This is a genomic window from Pseudomonas sp. LBUM1676 (assembly GCF_059695605.1).
Genome location: NZ_CP166777.1, coordinates 6,510,560 through 6,524,724, shown reverse-complemented (window position 1 = coordinate 6,524,724; position 14,165 = coordinate 6,510,560). Strand labels below are relative to the sequence as shown.

Here is a 14,165-nt window from a genome sequence, read left to right as displayed (position 1 = left end):
TTGATGACTGAATCAAACGACACGCCTATCCAGCCGGAAGCAGGCGACGAGCGCCAACACCGCCGCATCAAGAGTTTCGTGATGCGCGCCGGGCGCATGACCGAAGGCCAGCAACGCGGTCTGGACCAGGGCACGCCGCTGTTCGTGCTGCCATTGGCTGACGCGCCGGTGGACTTCGACCAGGTGTTCGGTCGCTCGGCACCGCGTTCGCTGGAAATCGGTTTTGGCATGGGCCATTCGCTGCTGGAAATGGCCGCGGCCTCGCCGGAGCAGGATTTCATTGGCGTGGAAGTGCACCGTCCGGGTGTGGGCGCGCTGCTCAATGGCGTGCTGACACAGGGCCTGACCAACCTGCGGGTCTACGATTGCGACGCGATCGAAGTGCTCAACCGTTGTGTAGCCGACAACAGCCTTGATCGGCTGATGCTGTTTTTCCCGGATCCGTGGCACAAGAGCCGTCACCACAAGCGTCGCATCGTTCAGGCGTCGTTCGCGGAACTTGTGCGTAGCAAGTTGAAGGTCGGCGGTGTGCTGCACATGGCCACCGACTGGGAACCGTACGCCGAGTACATGCTGGAAGTGATGAATGTTGCGCCGGGTTATCGCAACCTGGCCGAAGACGGCAAGTGCGTCCCGCGTCCGGCCGAGCGGCCGATCACCAAGTTCGAACGCCGCGGCGAGCGGCTTGGGCATGGTGTTTGGGATCTGAAGTTCGAAAAGCAGTCCTGAACCGTAATACAAAACAATGTGGGAGCGAGCTTGCTCGCGATGGGGTCATAACATTCAACATCTTTGTTGACTGTCAGGCCATCATCGCGAGCAAGCTCGCTCCCACAGTTGTTTTAGGTTGTCGCTGAAATCAGCGGCGGTCTGCTACTACGCCTATCAACACCAACACCACCAATAACACCGGCGCCAGGCTGTAGTTGTTGAACTGGCTCAGGCCCTTGATGATCCACGGGGTGGCGTAGATCAGCGCCACGCCGCTGCCGACCATGCACACCAGGGCCATCAGCGGTACGCGCAAGGCGCCGGCGATGCTGCCCAGGCGCTGGTCGACCCAGCCTTTGATATCCGCGCCAAACAGCACCAGCAGGCAGCCCACCAATGCCAGGGCGATTTCCGAGAGATTGCTGCGACTCCAGCGGGACGCCGTGGCGAGCAGGTCGAGTACCAGATCCATTCGATTTCCTTATGTCAGAAATTTCTGCAGCAAGTCATTGAGAAACAGTTGTCCGCGCATCGTCGCCGCCAGACGTGACGGTTCGACCTGCAACAAGCCGCTTTGTTCGGCTTCGAGGCGGCCTTGCGCCAGGCTTTCCAGAGTCAGTCCGGTGCGTTGCGGATACAAACGCGATTCGACGCCTTCGGTGAGGCGCAAGGCGTTCATTAGGAATTCAAACGGCAATTCTTCGTTGGTCAGGGCTTTTTCGCCCGCCTGGAAACTTTTGGCCGCATTGAGGTAGTCCTTCGGCAAGCGCGTCTTCCAGGTGCGCACGATGCGCCCGTCGGGATGGCTAAGTTTGCCGTGGGCGCCGGCGCCGATGCCGATGAAGTCGCCGAAACTCCAGTAATTGAGGTTGTGTCGCGCCGCGCGCCCGGGTTGGGCATAGGCCGAGACTTCGTATTGGGCGTAACCGTGCTCGGCCAGCAGCGCCTGGCCGGCTTCCTGGATGTCCCACAAGGTGTCGTCTTCCGGCAGCGTTGGCGGCTGGTTCCAGAACACTGTATTCGGCTCCAGCGTCAGCTGGTACCAGGACAAGTGGGTCGGCTTCAAGGCAATGGCCTGGCGCAGGTCGCTCAGGGCGTCGTCCAGGGACTGATCCGGCAAACCATGCATCAGGTCCAGGTTGAAGTTGTCGAACCCGGCCTGACGGGCCATGCCGGCGGCACGCACCGCTTCGTCACCGTTGTGAATCCGCCCCAACGCCTGGAGCTTTTCTTCCTGAAAGCTCTGGATGCCGATCGACAGGCGATTGATGCCCAGCGCCCGGTAGGCGACGAACTTTTCCTGCTCGAACGTCCCGGGATTGGCTTCCAGGGTGATTTCGATGTCGCTGGCGAACGCTATGCGTTGCTCGACGCCTTTGAGCAAGCGGCCCAACGCCTCGGCGCTGAACAGGCTTGGCGTACCGCCCCCAAAGAAGATCGAGCTCAGTTCACGACCGTAGACGGCATGCAGGTCCTGATCGAGGTCAGCCAGCAATGCGTCCACATACTCTTGTTCCGGCAGCACCGGGCTGGCGGTGTGGGAGTTGAAGTCGCAATAAGGGCATTTGCGCACACACCACGGGATGTGGATGTACAGCGCCAAGGGCGGCAGCATTGGCAGCGCAGCCCGTGGCGATGGTGCGGCACCGCCGAAGATCAGCGGGGACGCGGACGATTCTCGGGTCATTTCAAGCCCAGACGCTGGCGCAGCAGATCCATTGCACGGGCGCGGTGGCTGATGAGGTTCTTTTCGCTCGGGCTCAGTTCTGCACTGGAACAGTTGCGCTCCGGCACCCAGAACAGCGGATCGTAACCAAAACCGTGCTCGCCACTGGCCGCTGGCAAGATACGCCCGTGCCACAGGCCTTCGCAGAGGATCGGCAACGGATCGTCGGCATGCCGCACCAGCGCCAGCACACAGACGAACTGGGCACCGCGTTCGGCTTCGGGCACGTCTTTCAAGGCGTCGAGCAGTTTGGCGTTATTCGCCGCATCGCCCTGGCCGTCAGCGTAACGGGCCGAATAGATCCCTGGCGCACCGCCGAGGAAGTCCACCGCCAGCCCCGAATCATCGGCCAGCGCCGGCAGACCGGAGATGCGCGCGGCATTGCGCGCCTTGAGGATGGCGTTTTCGACGAATGACAGACCGGTTTCTTCAGGCTCGACGCTGCTGAACTCGCCGATCGAGCGCAGCTGCACCGACTCGCCGAGCATGGCCTGGAGTTCCTTGAGTTTGCCGGCGTTATGGCTGGCCAGTACGAGTTGCGTGAAATTGATCATTGGCCGGGGAAAAGCTCTTGCTGGAAATTGATGGTGTTGGTTTTGTCGCCGGTTTTGACATTGATAGTGAAGGTCCGGGTTTCTTGCTGATCCACCGGGAATTGGGCGATGTAATAGATCGCGCCTTGCTCGGTGATCTGCTTGAACTTCAGCGGCACAGGAGCGCTGATGAGGTCCTTGACCGTACCGCTGACGTCGGAGACCAGAGGTTTGCCTTCCTTGATCACGGAAACGTTGATCACACCCTGGTTCTTGCTTCGTGTCAGCTCGGCTGCCTTGGCGATGTCCGGTGTCAGGAAAGTGGAGTTGAACGTGTTGTAGTGCACAGTCACGTCACCAAAGGTTTCCTTGCGCTCGCCCTTGATGGCGTCGGCGGCCATGGCAGTGACGCTCAGGCAGGCAGTGAGTACAAATAACGCTAGACGACCCATGATCTTCTCCTTGGAATGTCGTGGTTCAGACCGCGACCTTGTGGTCCTGCAGCCCGGGGCTGCTGACGCGGTAAATACCGATCTCACCTAACAGATTAGGCCATAGCTTACTGGCCCACCCGTGGCGATGCTGTTGATCCACGGCCAGCCGATCAATGACCTTGGCTTCACGTTCGCGACACAAGGCTTCAAAGTCGGCGAAGGTGCAGAAGTGGATGTTCGGCGTGTTGTACCAGGTGTAGGGCAGGAACTCGGAAACCGGCATCCGGCCCTTGCTTGCCAGGTACCAGCGGCAGCGCCAGTGGCCGAAGTTGGGGAACGTAATGATGCACTGACGACCGACGCGCAGCATTTCGTCGAGGATCCTGTCGGGGTAATGAACGGCCTGCAGCGCCTGGGTCATGACCACGATGTCGAAGCTGTTGCTGGCGAAGTTGCCCAGACCCTTGTCCAGGTCCTGCTCGATGACGTTGATGCCCTTGGCCACGCATTCGGCGATGTTGTCCGGGTCGTTCTCCAGGCCATAGCCGGTGACCTGCTTGTTATCCCGCAGCCAGGTCAGCAATTCGCCATCACCGCAACCGAGGTCAAGCACGCGGCTGCCGGCGGGTATCCATTCCTGGATGATTTCCAGATCAGCTCTCATGGCTTTCTCACAACGTAATGCGGTTCATGTAATTACTGAATGCCTGCAGGTAGCGCGGGATCGGAATCAGAAAGGCGTCGTGGCCTTGCGGAGCATCGATCTCGAGGTAGCAGACGTCTTTCTTGGCCGCCATCAGCGCGTCCACCAGTTCCCGCGAGCGGGCAGGGGAGAAGCGCCAGTCGGTGGTGAAGGACATCACGCAGAATTTGGCCGTGGCGCCGGCGAATGTTTTCGCCAGGTCATCGTCGAAGTTCGCCGCCGGGTCGAAGTAGTCCAACGCCTTGGTCATCAGCAGGTACGTGTTGGCGTCGAAGCGCCCGGAGAACTCTTCGCCCTGATAACGCAGGTAGCTTTCGACCTGGAACTCGACGCTGTGGAAGTCGTAGTTGAGCTTTTCGCTCTTCAGGCCGCGGCCGAATTTCTCACCCATGGAGTCATCGGAGAGATAGGTGATGTGCCCGACCATCCGCGCCAGCATCAACCCGCGCTTGGGGATCACGCCCGCTTCCTGGAACGAGCCGCCGTGGAATTCGGGGTCGGTGAGGATCGCCTGGCGCGCCACTTCGTTGAACGCGATGTTCTGCGCCGACAGCTTGGGTGCCGAGGCGATGGCCAGGCAGTGGCGCACGCGGTCCGGATAAGTGATGGTCCACTGCAAGGCCTGCATGCCACCGAGGCTGCCGCCAATCACGGCGGCCCACTGGCTGATGCCGAGCAGGTCGGATAACCGCGCCTGGCTGTGCACCCAGTCTTCGACGGTCAGTACCGGGAAATCGGCGCCGAACGGTTTGCCGGTATCCGGGTTGATGCTGCTTGGACCGGTGGAGCCGTTGCAGCCGCCGAGGTTGTTCAGGCTGACCACGAAGAACCTGTTGGTATCGATCGGCTTGCCGGGGCCGATGCAGCTGTCCCACCACCCCGGTTTGCGGTCATCTGGGCTGTGGAAGCCGGCAGCATGATGGTGACCGGACAAGGCATGGCAAATCAGCACGGCGTTGCTCGCCGTGGCGTTCAGCGTGCCGTAGGTTTCGTAAATCAGGTCATAGGCCGGGAGCGAACGACCGCAGGCCAGGGCCAGGGGTTCGCTGAAGTGCGCCATTTGCGGCGTTACCAGACCAACAGAATCGGGGGGAAAGGCAGTTGGCATCGACCCTGCTCTCGTTGAAATGAGGCGTAAGTCTAAAGACCGGTGGGGTAAGCGGCAAGCAAAGGCCGGGCCTGATTTCGTTCAGCTCGACCGAGGTGCATTCTTCGCGAGCAAGCCGGTCTCGCTCCCACAGAGGAATGCATTTCAAATGTGGGAGCGAGACCGGCTTGCCGGCGAAGAACGATGACACGGTTATCCTGCCGTGCGCTGAAGATCCGGGTTACATCAGCAGGCGCAGGATTTCCGGCATCATCGTCAAGGCGGCAAGGTTGTTGATCACCAGCATGTCGATCAGCTTGAGCACCAGGAAGGCCAGGATCGGCGAGATATCCAGGCCGCCCAGGTTCGGCACGATCTTGCGGAACGGTGCCAGGGCCGGCTCGCAGATCTGGTTGACCAGTTCGGCGCCAGGGTTATGGCTGCCCGGTGCGACCCAGGACAGGATCACGCTGATGATCAACGCGAAGAAGAATATCTTCAGGAACAGCGCGGTCACGCCGATCAGCGACCAGATCAGCAATTGCAGCGGGTTGCCGATGGTGCCGTAGGTCAGCAGCAAGGTCAGGGCCATCAATGCCAATTGCACGAGGATCGCCAGCACCAGCGAGGACATGTCCAGGCCGAACATGCTCGGGATGATCCGGCGCAGCGGCTTGAGCAGGGGCTGGGTGGCTTTCACGGCGAACTGGCAGAGCGGGTTGTAGAAATTGGCGCGTACCAGTTGCAGCACGAAGCGCAGCAGCACGATCAGCAGGTACAGGCTGCCGATGGTTTGCAGCACGTAGACCGCTGCAGTGTTCAATCCAATCATGTAAGGCTCCTTATTGACCCAATTGTTCGGCCATCTCGGCCGAGCGGTGCGCGGCGGCGCCGAGTGCTTTTTCCACCAGGGCTTCGAAGCCCCCGGCCTGGAACGACTTGATTGCAGCTTCCGTGGTGCCCGCGGGGGATGTCACACGACGACGCAGTTCAGCGGCGTCGACATCGCTGGCAACCGCCATGTGCGCGGCGCCCAACGCCGTTTGCAGGGTCAATTGCGCGGCAATGTCCGCAGGCAGGCCGAGCTTTACCCCAGCGGCGGTCATGGCTTCGATTAGCAGGAAAAAGTACGCAGGGCCTGAGCCGGACACGGCAGTCACGGCATCCAGTTGCTGCTCTTCGTCCAGCCACAGCGCGATGCCCACGGCCGACAACAGCTCCTGGGCCTGCTGGCGTTGCTCGGCAGTGACTTCAGTCGTGGCGAACAAGCCGCTCACGCCCTGACGCAGCAGCGCCGGGGTGTTGGGCATGCAGCGCACGATCGGCTGGGCACCGAGCCAGTTGTTCATGCTGGCGCACGTAATGCCCGCAGCGATCGAGACCACCAGTTGATTTGGTTGCAGGCTTGGTCGGATGGCTTCGCAGACCGCTTTCATCGCCTGGGGTTTGACCGCCAGCACGATCACATCCGCGTCTTGAATGGCTTGGGCGTTGTCGGCGAATACTTCGATGTCGTGTTCCGCGGTCACCCGAGCGCGGGTCTCGGCGCCCGGATCGCTGGCGCGGATCTGCGCAGCGTCCAGCCCCTTGGCGCGCAGGCCGCCGATCAGGCTGGCAGCCATGTTGCCTGCTCCGATAAAGGCAATACGAATGTTGCTCATGTCAGGTCCTTATAGAGAGAGGTGTCAGCCATGGGTTCAAGGCTGGCTATAGTCGCGGGCACCAAAGAGGGCCGTTCCGATACGGACCCAAGTGGCACCTTGGGCAATGGCCGACTCCAGGTCGTGGCTCATGCCCATGGAAAGTGTGTCGAGCGGCAGGTTCAGGCTGGCTTGCAGGTTCTGCACGGCAGCAAAGGCGGCATCCTGTTCGGCGCGATCTTCGGTCGGCTCGGGAATCGCCATCAGCCCGCGCAACTTCAGGCGCGGCAATTGACTGATGGCCTTGGCCAGGGCCGGCAGGTCGGCCGGGGTGCAGCCGGATTTGCTGGCTTCACCGCTGACGTTGACCTGGATGCAGATGTTCAGTGGCGGTAATTCGGCAGGACGTTGTTCGGACAGGCGTTGTGCGATTTTCAAACGATCCACGGAGTGCACCCAGGCGAAGTGCTCGGCGATAGCGCGAGTCTTGTTCGATTGAATGGGGCCGATGAAGTGCCAGATCAAGGGCAGGTCGGCCAATTCGAGCTGTTTGCCCAAGGCTTCCTGCAGGTAGTTTTCGCCAAAGTCGCGGATCCCGGCGGCATAGGCTTCGCGCAGCGCTTGCGCGGGCTTGGTCTTGCTCACAGCCAGCAGCTGGACGCCGTTTTCATCACGTTGCGCGGCGACGGCCGCGGCGTGGATGCGTGAACTAACCTGAGCGATGTTGTCTGCTATCGTGGACATTCAAGAGGCGCCGGCGGGTCTGAGGGTCGCGGCATTCTACTGGAATTGAGGAGCGCTATGGATATCACTGAACTGCTGGCCTTCAGCGCCAAACAGGGCGCGTCCGACCTGCACCTGTCTGCCGGCCTGCCACCGATGATTCGCGTCGATGGCGATGTGCGGCGCATCAATCTGCCGGCGCTGGACGCCAAGCAGGTCCATGAGTTGATCTACGACGTCATGAACGATGTCCAGCGGGTGGAGTTTGAAAAACACCTGGAGGCCGACTTTTCCTTTGAAGTGCCCGGTGTCGCGCGTTTTCGCGTCAATGTGTTCAATCAGAACCGCGGTGCCGGCGCGGTGTTTCGAACCATTCCGTCCAAGGTCCTGACCATGGAGGATCTGGGGATGGGTGAAGTGTTTCGCAAGATTACAGAATCTTCCCGTGGCCTGGTTCTGGTGACCGGTCCAACCGGTTCCGGCAAATCCACTACCCTGGCGGCGATGATCGACTACCTGAACAACCATCGCCACCATCACATTCTTACCGTCGAAGACCCGATCGAGTTTGTTCACGATTCGCGCAAATGCCTGATCAACCAGCGCGAAGTCCATCGCGATACCCGCAGTTTCGCCACAGCCCTGCGCTCGGCGCTGCGAGAAGACCCGGACGTGATTCTGGTGGGGGAAATGCGCGATCTGGAGACCATCCGTCTCGCATTGACGGCCGCCGAGACCGGCCACCTGGTGTTCGGCACGCTGCACACCACCTCGGCGGCGAAAACCGTCGACCGGATAGTCGACGTGTTTCCGGGGGATGAGAAGTCGATGGTGCGTTCGATGCTGTCCGAGTCGCTATTGGCGGTGGTTTCCCAGGCGCTGGTGAAGAAGATCGGCGGCGGGCGGATCGCGGCCCACGAAATCATGCTGGGTACATCGGCCATTCGTAACCTGATCCGCGAGGACAAGGTGGCGCAGATGTACTCGTCGATTCAGACCGGAGGGTCGATCGGCATGCAGACGCTGGATATGTGTTTGAAGGATCTGGTGAACAAGGGCTTGATCAGCCGTGAACATGCGCGGGAGAAGGCGCGGTCACCGGATAGTTTTTGAGGGGGGAGTGCGGACCTGTGGCGAGGGAGCTTGCTCCTGCTCGACCGGGCTGGCGCTCCAGTGCGCAGCACTCGCAGTTTTTTAGGGCCGCTTCGCAGCCCAGCGGGAGCAAGCTCCCTCGCCACAATTGCCCGTCTTCAGAATGAGGAGGCTTTCAAATCAGCGCTGAACAACCTGTATGGCATTCTGCTCTTTCGGCAGCACACGCTTGGCAACCACGTAGTGTTTTTCCCAATACGGTTTCTTCAGGGTGTCGATGCTGACCGACTTGCCACGGCGTGGTGCGTGGATAAAACGGTCGTTGCCCAGGTAGATGGCAACATGATTGACCCTGCGGCTCTTGATGTTGAAGAAAATCAGGTCGCCCGGCTTCAGATCCTTGCGATCGACTTTCTCGCCATGACCGCTGGCCATGGCGTTCGAAGTGCGCGGCAGGTCAAACGTCGCGTCGTTGAACGCGTATTTCACCAGGCCACTGCAGTCGAAGCCTTTGCTTGGGCTGCTGCCGCCCCAACGGTACGGAGTACCCAGCACGTTTACCGCGCGGCTCAGCACGTTGCTGCTTTCCTTGCTCGCCATCGGCGGAACCAGGCTGCTCTTGTTCTTGGTCTTGCTGACGTTCAGATAAGGGGAACGTGGACCGGCTTTCTTGTACTTGCTCGAGGGAACAGATACATGGGATTTGGAGGTGTAACCATTAACGTTTGGAAGACGTTGCTCACGGTTGGTGGCGTGGGCGACCAGGGGCAATAATAGGCAAATGGTTAGCCATGTCTTGAAAAATGGACGCATTAGGCAAGGCTCGTATGGGTGAACGCGCAACTTTATAACAGCTTTTTTGTCTTTTTTAAGTCCGTTGGTCGATTCTGCTTGGTCGCAACGGAACCAAATAAGCAAAAAGTTGACGCGTTTTTTTGCCAGAATTCTTTTGCCAACAAGGCCTTGGCGAAGTTTGATGATAGCAGATGCCATACGTCGGCCATCTGTAAAAAAGTCACAAAGAATCAAAGAATATTTATCTATCGTGTGAATCGAGGTCATCCATGAACACCTATCAACACCCCGTTCCGCATCAGGACACCCACAGCAAAGTGATCGGCTACCTGTTGTGGATTCTCGGTTTCACCGGGGCTCACCGCTTCTATTACGGCAAGCCGGTGACCGGGACGATCTGGTTCTTCACCTTCGGGTTGCTGGGTATCGGCTGGCTGATCGATCTGTTTCTGATCCCGGCCATGGACCGTGAAGCGGATCTGCGATTTACGGCGGGCCCCATCGAATACAACGTCGCGTGGATCCTACTGACCTTTCTTGGGGTATTCGGCGTACACCGGATGTACCAGGGCAAATGGATCAGCGGGTTGCTGTACCTGGTGACGGGCGGGTTGTTCTTCCTGGGGGTGCTGTATGACTTCTGGACGCTGAATGATCAGGTGTCGATTCGCAATGCGCAGAACAGAGGCGCCTTCCGATAATCTGTGGCGAGGGAGCTTGCTCCCGCTGGGTCGCGAAGCGACCCCAAAACAGGTCTGCTCCGCAGCCCAGCGGGAGCAAGCTCCCTCGCCACAGGGTTACGCCTGGTGACTGATCCGCCCATCCACCAGGGTATACCGCACCACGCTCGGCAGGCTGTGACCAATAAACGGGCAGTTCTCACCCTTGGATAGCCAGGTTTCGCCTGCCACGGTCGAAGCCGTAGGGTCAAACAGCACAATATCCGCCGCCCCACCCACCGCCAGCTTGCCCGCCGGCAGGCGCAACGCCTCGGCAGGTCCGGTGCTGAGGCGCGCCAATAACGTAGGCAGATCCAGCAAACCTTCCTCCACCAGCGTCATCGCCAGCGGCAGCAGGAGCTCGACACTGCTGATGCCCGGCTCGGTGGCACCGAACGGCGCCAGTTTCGCGTCCCGCTCATGGGGCTGATGATGGCTGGAAATGGCCGAGATCACGCCCGACTTCACCGCTTCACGCAGGCCATCGCGATCGGCGCGGGTGCGCAGCGGCGGCTGGACGTGATAGAGGCTGCTGAAGTCGATCAGCGCTTCGTCGGTCAGGATCAGCTGGTACAGGGCGACGTCGGCCGTCACCGGCAGTCCGCGCGCCTGTGCCTGGGCGATCAGGGCCACGCCGCGGGCGCTGGTGAGCTGGCTGAAGTGCGCGCGCACGCCGCTTTGCTCGACCAGCAACAGATCACGGGCCAGGGCCACGGTCTCGGCGGTTTCCGGAATGCCCGGCAAACCGAGGAAACTGGCGGTCGGGCCTTCATGGGCCAGGCCACCTTCGGCCAGGTCATGGTCCTGGGAATTGAAAATCACCGTCAGGTCGAAGGTCGCGGCGTATTCCAGTGCCCGGCACAGCGTGCGGGTGTTGCGGAAATTGTCCAGGCCGTTGCCGAAAGCCACGCAGCCGGCATCGCGCAAGGCGACGAGCTCTGCAAGCTGTTCGCCGTCCAGGCCTTTGCTCAGGGCGCCGATCGGGAAGACCTTGGCGTTGCCGGCCTCGCGGGCGCGGTCAAGGATCAGCTCCGCCACCGCCGAGGTGTCCAGCACCGGTTTGGTCTTGGGCGGGCAGCACAGGCTGGTGACGCCGCCGGCTGCGGCGGCGCGGGTTTCGCTGACGATCGAGCCTTTGCGGCTGTAACCCGGCTCGCGCAAAGCGACGTTCAGGTCAACCAGCCCAGGGGCGGCCACCAGGCCTTTGGCGTCGATGGTGTCGACGGGCACAAAACCTGCGGGTGCGGCGCCAATGGCGACGATCTTGCAGGCTTCAATATGAAGGTCGGTAACTTTATCCAGGCCAGTGGCTGGATCGATGACTCGGGCGCCGAGAATGCTGAGCTTCACTGGGCGTTCTCCTGCTCGAATTGGCGCTGGGCAGTCTGCCCGCTCATGGCCATGGACAGCACGGCCATACGAATCGCGATGCCGTAGGTGACCTGGTTGAGGATCACCGAGTGCGGGCCGTCGGCCACCGCCGACTCGATTTCCACGCCACGGTTGATCGGCCCCGGGTGCATGACGATGGCATCCGGTTTGGCGCCGGCCAGGCGCGCGGTGGTCAGGCCGAACAGGCGGTAGAACTCGCCTTCGCTCGGCAGCAGGCCGCCGGTCATGCGCTCGCGTTGCAGGCGCAGCATGATCACCACGTCGACGTCTTTCAGGCCTTCGGTCATGTCGGTGTAGACCTTCACGCCGTATTGCTCGACACCGATCGGCAGCAGGGTTTTCGGCGCGATCACCCGGATGTCCGGGCAGCCGAGGGTTTTCAGGGCCAGCATGTTCGAGCGCGCCACCCGTGAGTGCAGGATGTCGCCGACGATGGCCACCGAGAGATTTTCGAAACCGCCCTTGTGCCGACGGATGGTGAGCATGTCGAGCATGCCCTGGGTCGGGTGGGCATGTCGGCCGTCGCCACCATTGATGATCGCTACTTGCGGGCAGACGTGTTCGGCAATGAAGTGCGCCGCGCCGGAGTCACCGTGACGCACGACGAACATGTCGGCGGCCATGGCTTCCAGGTTGCGCAGCGTGTCGAGCAGGGTTTCGCCCTTGCTCGCCGACGATGTCGACACGTTAAGGGTGATCACGTCGGCCGACAGCCGCTGGGCCGCCAGTTCAAAGGTGGTGCGGGTGCGGGTGGAGTTTTCGAAGAACACGTTGCACACGGTCTTGCCGCGCAACAACGGGACTTTCTTCACCGCCCGGGCGCCGACTTCGAGGAACGAGTCCGCGGTGTCGAGGATTTCCGTCAGCAACTCGCGGCGCAAACCGTCGAGCGAGAGGAAGTGGCGCAGCTGGCCCTGATCATTGAGCTGCAGCGGGCGCTTGGTTTCTAGAGGCGTCATCGCGAAGGGGACTCTCAATAGGGCAAATTAAAAGGCGAGGTCTTGCAGTTCGAGCTTGAGCTCCGGACCGGACAGTTTCACGCGCTCGTGGGCTGCCAGCGACAGGGTCGCGCCCACCACATTCGGGCGAATCGGCAACTCGCCGGCGTCCAGGTCCAGCAGGCAGACCAGTGTCACGCTGGCCGGACGGCCGTAATCGAAGAGTTCATTGAGGGCGGCGCGGATGGTCCGGCCGCTCATCAGCACATCGTCGATCAACACCAGATGCTGGCCTTCGATCTCGAAGGGCAGGGCAGAGGGGCGCACTTGCGGGTGCAGGCCGTTCTGGCTGAAGTCGTCGCGGTAGAAGGAAACGTCCAGGGTGCCGAGGGGCGAATCACTGCCCATTTCGTCGAGCAACGCCTGGGCGACCCAGATGCCACCGGTACGGATACCGATGTACCGCGGTTCGCTGATGCCACGGTGTTCCAGGTGGTCCTTGAGACGGATCGCCATCTGGCTGATCAGTTCGGCGGGGTTGGGCAGGCTCATGGTTTGCTCCTTCTTCGGCCCGAGCCCTGCTTTTGGGTATAGCGCGTGGGTGAGGCTCGGGGTGTAGCTAAAAGAGACGCGGTGCGGCTCATCAGGATCAGGTGCGGTCAGGATTCGAACAGCGCGGTGTTTTCGTCGAGCCAGCCTTGCAGCAGCAGGGCGGCGGCGATGGCGTCGACCGGGTTGTCGCGGTAACTGCCCTTTTGCCCGCCACGATCACGTCGTTCGCCCTTGGCTTCGAAGGTGGTCAGGCGTTCGTCGTGGGTATAGAAGGGCAGGTTGTAGCGGCCGTTCAGGCGCCGGGCGAATTTCTCGGCCCGCAGGCACATGTCGCTCGGTGTGCCGTCCATGTTCAACGGCAGGCCGACCACCACGGCATCGGGTTTCCACTCCTTGATCAGGGCTTCGACCTGATTCCAGTCCGGAATGCCGTTCTGGGCCTTCAAGGTGCACAGCTCGCGAGCCTGGCCGGTAATTACCTGACCGACCGCAACGCCGATCTGTTTGGTGCCGTAGTCGAAACCCAGAATCAACCGCAGGGCCATCAGGCGTGCCCCGCCTGGCTGGTCAGCAGGCTGAGGTTGACGCCCAGATGTTTCGCCGCCGCTTCGAGGCGCAATTCACTGCTGGTATTGAACAGGATGTCGGCGTCGAACGGGCAGGTCAGCCACGCGTTGTCGGCGACTTCTGCCTCCAGTTGCCCGGCTTCCCAACCGGCGTAGCCGAGGGTGATCAGGCTTTTCGCAGGACCGACGCCGTCGGCGATGGCAAACAGCACGTCCTGGGAGGTGGACAGGGACAGCTCGCCTTCCAGATCAACGGTTGCCTGAAAGGTTTTCCCCGACGGGTGCAGGACAAAACCACGATCGGTCTGCACCGGGCCGCCGGTGAAGATCGGCACATGCTGGCACAGCACTGGCGGCTCGATATCGGGGCGCAATTGCTCGAGGATATCGGCCAGGTTCAGGTCTTGCGGACGGTTGACCACCAGCCCCATGGCCCCATTGGCCGTGTGCTCGACGATGTAGGTCAAGGTGTGCGCAAAGTTCGGGTCGGCCATGTGAGGCATGGCGATCAGGAATTGATGCTTGAGGTAGCTGGGGCTGACGTTCTTCATGTG

At 61.0% G+C, this 14,165-nt stretch carries 18 protein-coding genes; 3 read left to right on the top strand and 15 right to left on the bottom strand.

Annotated features, from left to right (window positions below):
- Positions 1–3: 3 nt before the first annotated feature.
- Positions 4–729 carry a tRNA (guanosine(46)-N7)-methyltransferase TrmB gene (gene trmB / locus ACA041_RS30170; RefSeq protein ID WP_497439080.1) on the top strand — a complete coding sequence of 242 codons (726 nt, stop codon included), beginning with the start codon at positions 4–6 and terminating at the stop codon, positions 727–729.
- A 130-nt stretch (positions 730–859) separates the two neighbouring features.
- Here the strand turns inward: trmB and ACA041_RS30165 are convergent, their stop codons facing one another.
- From ACA041_RS30165 to ACA041_RS30125, 9 genes are all read right to left on the bottom strand, one after another.
- Positions 860–1,183: a DUF3392 domain-containing protein gene (locus ACA041_RS30165; protein ID WP_128873530.1), complete on the bottom strand. Its 324-nt coding sequence runs from the start codon at positions 1,181–1,183 to the stop codon at positions 860–862.
- 9 nt (positions 1,184–1,192) lie between these two features.
- Positions 1,193–2,326 carry a radical SAM family heme chaperone HemW gene (hemW, locus tag ACA041_RS30160; protein WP_497442199.1) on the bottom strand — a complete coding sequence of 378 codons (1,134 nt, stop codon included), beginning with the start codon at positions 2,324–2,326 and terminating at the stop codon, positions 1,193–1,195.
- A gap of 68 nt (positions 2,327–2,394) precedes the next feature.
- Entirely contained in the window at positions 2,395–2,991 is a 597-nt protein-coding gene (rdgB, locus tag ACA041_RS30155; RefSeq protein ID WP_497439079.1) for an RdgB/HAM1 family non-canonical purine NTP pyrophosphatase, read from the bottom strand.
- Positions 2,988–3,422, bottom strand: a complete 435-nt coding sequence (locus ACA041_RS30150; protein ID WP_497439078.1) for a DUF4426 domain-containing protein — start codon at positions 3,420–3,422, stop codon at positions 2,988–2,990. The genes rdgB and ACA041_RS30150 overlap by 4 nt, the downstream gene beginning before the upstream one ends.
- Before the next feature lie 25 nt (positions 3,423–3,447).
- Positions 3,448–4,068: a methionine biosynthesis protein MetW gene (metW, locus tag ACA041_RS30145; protein ID WP_497439077.1), complete on the bottom strand. Its 621-nt coding sequence runs from the start codon at positions 4,066–4,068 to the stop codon at positions 3,448–3,450.
- Between the two features lie 7 nt (positions 4,069–4,075).
- Positions 4,076–5,215, bottom strand: coding sequence for a homoserine O-succinyltransferase MetX (metX, locus tag ACA041_RS30140; RefSeq protein WP_497439076.1), 1,140 nt, complete (start codon positions 5,213–5,215; stop codon positions 4,076–4,078).
- Positions 5,216–5,435: 220 nt separating this feature from the next.
- Positions 5,436–6,026, bottom strand: coding sequence for a YggT family protein (locus ACA041_RS30135; protein ID WP_497439075.1), 591 nt, complete (start codon positions 6,024–6,026; stop codon positions 5,436–5,438).
- Between the two features lie 10 nt (positions 6,027–6,036).
- Positions 6,037–6,855, bottom strand: a complete 819-nt coding sequence (proC, locus tag ACA041_RS30130) for a pyrroline-5-carboxylate reductase (RefSeq protein ID WP_497439074.1) — start codon at positions 6,853–6,855, stop codon at positions 6,037–6,039.
- A gap of 36 nt (positions 6,856–6,891) precedes the next feature.
- Positions 6,892–7,578 (bottom strand): YggS family pyridoxal phosphate-dependent enzyme, encoded by a 687-nt coding sequence (locus ACA041_RS30125; RefSeq protein ID WP_497439073.1) that lies wholly within the window; start codon positions 7,576–7,578, stop codon positions 6,892–6,894.
- Between the two features lie 57 nt (positions 7,579–7,635).
- On the opposite strand from ACA041_RS30125, the gene ACA041_RS30120 reads away from it, so the two are divergent.
- Positions 7,636–8,670, top strand: a complete 1,035-nt coding sequence (locus ACA041_RS30120) for a type IV pilus twitching motility protein PilT (RefSeq protein WP_497439072.1) — start codon at positions 7,636–7,638, stop codon at positions 8,668–8,670.
- A gap of 159 nt (positions 8,671–8,829) precedes the next feature.
- On the opposite strand, the gene ACA041_RS30115 is transcribed toward ACA041_RS30120, so the two are convergent.
- Positions 8,830–9,462, bottom strand: coding sequence for a C40 family peptidase (locus ACA041_RS30115; RefSeq protein ID WP_497442198.1), 633 nt, complete (start codon positions 9,460–9,462; stop codon positions 8,830–8,832).
- Between the two features lie 251 nt (positions 9,463–9,713).
- Between ACA041_RS30115 and ACA041_RS30110 the strand changes: the two genes are divergently transcribed.
- A complete protein-coding gene (locus ACA041_RS30110; protein WP_497439071.1) occupies positions 9,714–10,145 on the top strand; it encodes an NINE protein in 432 nt (143 codons plus the stop codon).
- 96 nt (positions 10,146–10,241) lie between these two features.
- Here the strand turns inward: ACA041_RS30110 and ACA041_RS30105 are convergent, their stop codons facing one another.
- The 5 genes from ACA041_RS30105 to ACA041_RS30085 all read right to left on the bottom strand — a co-directional run bounded on the left by ACA041_RS30105 (position 10,242) and on the right by ACA041_RS30085 (position 14,162).
- Complete coding sequence (locus ACA041_RS30105; protein WP_497439070.1) at positions 10,242–11,513, bottom strand: dihydroorotase; 1,272 nt, start codon at positions 11,511–11,513, stop codon at positions 10,242–10,244.
- Positions 11,510–12,514, bottom strand: a complete 1,005-nt coding sequence (locus ACA041_RS30100; RefSeq protein ID WP_064680249.1) for an aspartate carbamoyltransferase catalytic subunit — start codon at positions 12,512–12,514, stop codon at positions 11,510–11,512. The genes ACA041_RS30105 and ACA041_RS30100 overlap by 4 nt, the downstream gene beginning before the upstream one ends.
- A 27-nt stretch (positions 12,515–12,541) precedes the next feature.
- A complete protein-coding gene (pyrR, locus tag ACA041_RS30095) occupies positions 12,542–13,045 on the bottom strand; it encodes a bifunctional pyr operon transcriptional regulator/uracil phosphoribosyltransferase PyrR (protein ID WP_497439069.1) in 504 nt (167 codons plus the stop codon).
- Between the two features lie 107 nt (positions 13,046–13,152).
- On the bottom strand, positions 13,153–13,590 hold the full coding sequence (gene ruvX / locus ACA041_RS30090; RefSeq protein WP_005792259.1) for a Holliday junction resolvase RuvX: 438 nt from the start codon (positions 13,588–13,590) through the stop codon (positions 13,153–13,155).
- The gene (locus tag ACA041_RS30085; protein WP_497439068.1) at positions 13,590–14,162 is read right to left on the bottom strand and encodes a YqgE/AlgH family protein; all 573 of its coding nucleotides are present in this window, start codon (positions 14,160–14,162) and stop codon (positions 13,590–13,592) included. The genes ruvX and ACA041_RS30085 overlap by 1 nt, the downstream gene beginning before the upstream one ends.
- Positions 14,163–14,165: the final 3 nt, after the last annotated feature.

What these genes read in the sequence shown, in the direction of transcription:
- trmB (WP_497439080.1), top strand. Translation starts at nt 4, where the DNA reads ATGACTGAATCAAACGACACGCCTATCCAGCCGGAAGCAGGCGACGAG.
- ACA041_RS30165 (WP_128873530.1), bottom strand. Translation starts at nt 1,183, where the DNA reads ATGGATCTGGTACTCGACCTGCTCGCCACGGCGTCCCGCTGGAGTCGC.
- hemW (WP_497442199.1), bottom strand. Translation starts at nt 2,326, where the DNA reads ATGCTGCCGCCCTTGGCGCTGTACATCCACATCCCGTGGTGTGTGCGC.
- rdgB (WP_497439079.1), bottom strand. Translation starts at nt 2,991, where the DNA reads ATGATCAATTTCACGCAACTCGTACTGGCCAGCCATAACGCCGGCAAA.
- ACA041_RS30150 (WP_497439078.1), bottom strand. Translation starts at nt 3,422, where the DNA reads ATGGGTCGTCTAGCGTTATTTGTACTCACTGCCTGCCTGAGCGTCACT.
- metW (WP_497439077.1), bottom strand. Translation starts at nt 4,068, where the DNA reads ATGAGAGCTGATCTGGAAATCATCCAGGAATGGATACCCGCCGGCAGC.
- metX (WP_497439076.1), bottom strand. Translation starts at nt 5,215, where the DNA reads ATGCCAACTGCCTTTCCCCCCGATTCTGTTGGTCTGGTAACGCCGCAA.
- ACA041_RS30135 (WP_497439075.1), bottom strand. Translation starts at nt 6,026, where the DNA reads ATGATTGGATTGAACACTGCAGCGGTCTACGTGCTGCAAACCATCGGC.
- proC (WP_497439074.1), bottom strand. Translation starts at nt 6,855, where the DNA reads ATGAGCAACATTCGTATTGCCTTTATCGGAGCAGGCAACATGGCTGCC.
- ACA041_RS30125 (WP_497439073.1), bottom strand. Translation starts at nt 7,578, where the DNA reads ATGTCCACGATAGCAGACAACATCGCTCAGGTTAGTTCACGCATCCAC.
- ACA041_RS30120 (WP_497439072.1), top strand. Translation starts at nt 7,636, where the DNA reads ATGGATATCACTGAACTGCTGGCCTTCAGCGCCAAACAGGGCGCGTCC.
- ACA041_RS30115 (WP_497442198.1), bottom strand. Translation starts at nt 9,462, where the DNA reads ATGCGTCCATTTTTCAAGACATGGCTAACCATTTGCCTATTATTGCCC.
- ACA041_RS30110 (WP_497439071.1), top strand. Translation starts at nt 9,714, where the DNA reads ATGAACACCTATCAACACCCCGTTCCGCATCAGGACACCCACAGCAAA.
- ACA041_RS30100 (WP_064680249.1), bottom strand. Translation starts at nt 12,514, where the DNA reads ATGACGCCTCTAGAAACCAAGCGCCCGCTGCAGCTCAATGATCAGGGC.
- pyrR (WP_497439069.1), bottom strand. Translation starts at nt 13,045, where the DNA reads ATGAGCCTGCCCAACCCCGCCGAACTGATCAGCCAGATGGCGATCCGT.
- ruvX (WP_005792259.1), bottom strand. Translation starts at nt 13,590, where the DNA reads ATGGCCCTGCGGTTGATTCTGGGTTTCGACTACGGCACCAAACAGATC.
- ACA041_RS30085 (WP_497439068.1), bottom strand. Translation starts at nt 14,162, where the DNA reads ATGAAGAACGTCAGCCCCAGCTACCTCAAGCATCAATTCCTGATCGCC.